Source organism: Roseibium sp. AWQ4_254 (genome assembly GCF_056161025.1).
In genome coordinates, this window is record NZ_JBSWYH010000071.1 from 1 (window position 1) to 3,857 (window position 3,857).

At 53.9% G+C, this 3,857-nt stretch carries 2 protein-coding genes and 1 pseudogene; 1 reads left to right on the top strand and 2 read right to left on the bottom strand.

Annotation, left to right across the window (positions count from 1 at the left end; genetic code table 11):
* Nucleotides 1-90 precede the first annotated feature (90 nt).
* Nucleotides 91-757: pseudogene (locus tag ACXAIC_RS24570) on the bottom strand (transposase); the annotation flags it as partial.
* 312 nt (nt 758-1,069) lie between these two features.
* On the opposite strand from ACXAIC_RS24570, the gene ACXAIC_RS24575 reads away from it, so the two are divergent.
* Nucleotides 1,070-2,983: a hypothetical protein gene (locus ACXAIC_RS24575; RefSeq protein WP_475187028.1), complete on the top strand. Its 1,914-nt coding sequence runs from the start codon at nt 1,070-1,072 to the stop codon at nt 2,981-2,983.
* 209 nt (nt 2,984-3,192) lie between these two features.
* Here the strand turns inward: ACXAIC_RS24575 and ACXAIC_RS24580 are convergent, their stop codons facing one another.
* Nucleotides 3,193-3,681: a UPF0149 family protein gene (locus ACXAIC_RS24580; RefSeq protein WP_475187032.1), complete on the bottom strand. Its 489-nt coding sequence runs from the start codon at nt 3,679-3,681 to the stop codon at nt 3,193-3,195.
* Nucleotides 3,682-3,857: the final 176 nt, after the last annotated feature.

Genomic DNA, 3,857 nt, shown 5'->3' on the forward strand with positions numbered 1-3,857 from the left:
CTCGGCTTTGGCATGGAAAAGCCCATTGGCATTCGAAGCCAGGGCCGCTTAAATGAGAACTCGGGGCGGAATCAAACCGTGACAGGTCCACACGCGGAACCGCTGGCCGCCCGACAGAGCATCGGAGACAAAGTCCAGGCTCCACCGCCGATTGGTCCCGTCAGGAACCAGAATTGGCCGACGGGTGCCAAGAGCTCGCTTGCGCGACCGTCTCCTGCGCACCGCAAGCCCATCTTCCCGATAGACCCGGAAGAGCTTCTTGTGGTTCACCTCAAATCACTCTCTGGCCAGCAGAATGCCAAGACGGCGATACCCAAATCGGCGGCGTTCGTTCGCCAGTTCCCGCAGCCTTATGCGTAAGGCCTCGTCACCCTGATCCTGTTTCCGGTACTGGAACGTTGAACGATCCAGGTCCGCAAGACGGCATGCCCGACGCTCGCTTAGGCCATGCCGGTCATAACGTCCCGCACAGCTCGGCGCTTCAAGTCAGGCGTCAGTAGTTTTTTGTCGCAAGATCTTTGAGCGCAGCATTGTCGAGCATCGCCTCCGCCAACATTCGCTTCAGCCGTGCATTCTCGTCCTCAAGAGATCGCAGCTTCTTCGCATCGGACACATTCATGCCGCCAAATCTGGCCTTGTATTTGTAGAACGTCGCGTCGCTGATGCCGTACTTCCGGCAAAGATCAGAAGCCTTCACCCCGGCTTCGTACTCCTTGATAAATCCGATGATCTGCTCGTCGCTGAATCTGCGCTTCATGGTCCATCCTTTCCTAAGATGAATCACTAACACCTAAATGGCCGGAATTCAGGGGGCTGGGTCACGTTGGATCGACGATTGACATGTTCATGAAGCGGAAGCGATTTAACAAAGCGACGAATTGGTCCCTGTTGCTGGAGAGCGGAACAAAAACGCTATCATATACAATGTCACATTTCCGCTCAGTACTACATTCAAGAAAAGAAGAGTTCCACGTGGTTCTAACCGAGATGGCAAGCAGCGTACAGTCCGACTTGACACTGCTTCTGCGTGTCAATAGTTGCTAAGTTTGAGGTACGGAAGGAATGTTTCATGCGTCTTAGTTTTTCACTCACCGAGGATCTTTCGGCGAAGCAGGGCTTTGCACCGCTCGGTGAGCGGTCGTTCGGGCCGCATCGGCGCGTGACAATTTATGGGGATCTCTACGGATCAGCCTCGGAGGGGCGGACAGAGGCGCGTGACTCGGTGACCGAAGCGATTCTGACCGCTTCTGAAGACCGATTGCGCCTCGATCACATACTACGAGAGGCTATTGGTGCATTTGTTGTCATCATACAGGATAGCCGACTTGCCCAAGGCGCGATTGAGATAGCGGCCTCACCAGGTTCGTCAGGGTTCTATTTTGCTATTGCTAAGGATAAATTGGAAATAGCGACGGACGAGAGATCTTTGTTTGATGAGTTTGCGCGGGTCGATAGCCTAAGCGATGGGGCAATGGCAAACATGCTCGTCTGCCATCAAGGACTCGGTCGGGCACCATTTGGATCCCTGTTCACCAATATCCACCGCTGTTTGCCGGGTGGCGGGGTGATTTGGCGCGGCGGCGATGACTGGAGCACGCGTTTCTTTGTCCTACCAGAAGATGATGAGACACCGACGCGGTCGCTCTCAGTCGACGGCCTCGAGCGGTTTGGCGACGTGCTTGAGCGCTCTTTGGAGGTGACAATCGACGGAGCGGGCGAGGGACGCGACCTCGCGCTCGCAACATCGGGCGGCATTGACAGCGCCGTTCTCTTGGCGGCTCTGTGCAAACTTGGCAAGCCGTTTAAGCCATTTCATTATCCCTACGCCGCTGGTTCACAACCTGATTTGAAAATGGCCAGTATTCTCTGCGACCGGCTTGGATTGTCGCTTGATATTGTGGAGCGTAGGGCGCTTGATCCAGAGGATGTGCGCAGGCTAGGGCAGACTGGATTCGGGACCGTAATTGCACCCTACAAGGTTGACTTCGGCTTTAGAGATTTCCAGCCAAGTGAACGGCCCACGCTTGAGTTCAATGGGCAGAACGCCGACACGCTATACTTTGTCGACACTTTCGCGCGAGGCGCGCGTCACACAGGATTAACGCGATTCCGAAGAGAATTACGGTTGATACACAATCGAATCTTGCTTTCTCACGCCTTCCTCAACCGGCGACCGGCGCCTGCCTGGCTTCTTGCTCCACCATTTGGGATTTCGAATGAGGCACGTAAGGGAGGCTTCGTCGATTTTATCGCCGGAACGATGTGCAGTACGAAAGAGCACACACCTGGGTTTTACGATGCGACGTCTGAAGGAGAAGGGGATCCTGTTGTCGCGTTGTTGATTGAGCATCGTCGTGAATGTGTGCTTGAGCCGTTTCTCAAAGCGTTTGGTTTCTCCGATACACCTGCAGGCGCATGGCCGTCAAACGGCGATCAAGCGATCCGTTTACTGCGAATGGCAAAGTGGTTCCGATTTGTGCAGAATGTTCATGCTAACTATGCGAACTTTCACGCGCATCACGGGCGGATCAAGTTTCTGCCATTCTCCCAAGGCCGCGTTTCACAAATATTGCTTGAGCAACGACTCGATATTGTGGACATGTTCGCGATCAAGCGGCTCTTTCGCGCCTATTTTCAAAAAGTCGCTGGCTTTTCTTATGGCTCAGTCATTAAAGAGATGCGCGATGGTAGATCGAAACTACTGCGCGATCCAGAAGCTCGGGCCCGGCAGAAACGCGTTGAACAAAGACGGCCCAATTTCCAGCGATTGCCGCCGCAGGAGGTGGCGCGGCGGCTCGCGCAGCTCGTTGATGCAAGGCAGATGTATTTGTGCGATCTGGCGAACACCCCGGCGCTGCGCGATCGCCTTAGGCTTGGCTATCAGCGACTTTTGGGTGTCACGCCCGTTGAGGAGCGTGCCGATTTGATGGAAGTTACGCGGCTCGTGAACCTTGATCTTTGGCTGAATGCTGCGCTGTCATGAGGGATCGGGACACTGATACGCAACTCCATCGTCAGCTCACTGACAGTAAGCGTTGGGTGACGGTTGCTTTCTCAGTTAAGACCTCAGCACCATTTGTATTTCTTGCCTGACCCGCATGGGAAAGGATCATTCCGGCCGACTTTGGTTTTCTGCCCCGCGTACATATCGGAGTTTTGCAGCTTGAGCCTTGCGTGATGCAAGACTTCAATTTAAGATGGAATTATGTCGGCAGCGATGTTTTCCAGTTTCTCATCGATGTCTTCCGGCTGTATGCTTGGTTCAGTTGCTATTTCCACGAGACGGGCAATGAAGAACAAGGCGTTCTGCAAATCTTCTTCGGCATCTGCTTCGTAGATCAGCCAGGCAGCAGGCTGCAATTGCATTGCCTGATGGAACCCGTCGACCCACAACTCCCATAGCGAACTGCCGTCTATTTCGATGTTGTAGATCGGACTGTAGCGCCTTTGGTTCAATTGCCCGATGATGTCGTTGCAGTGCCCCATGATGAGGTCGAGAATGTCCTGGGCGTGCTTTTCGCTCTTGAAGTAATGGGGGGCTTCGCCCCAGATAAGTGGCAACCATTCAATTGGAGCAATAAGATCGGGACAGACAATGACGCCTGCAAAGAAGCCGTCGAGTTCGCTGAGCAGCATGGCGTCCTCGTCAACCGCCTCGCTGTGCAGGAATTGACCTGCCACGGGATTTTTCCTCCACTGTTGATTAGAGTCCGACCCAATTTGAGGACGGACAATGAAGCGAACAAGATTCACGGACGAGCAGATCATCGTGAGCGTCCGTTGAACCCGACCTGCCGCTTTTCGATTTGGTGCGTTAAGTGTCCGCTTAATTAAATGGACATTTAAGGGCCCTTAAT

Bases quoted from the DNA above. Each gene is read 5' to 3' on its own strand.
- ACXAIC_RS24575 (WP_475187028.1), top strand. From the start codon at position 1,070: ATGCGTCTTAGTTTTTCACTCACCGAGGATCTTTCGGCGAAGCAGGGC.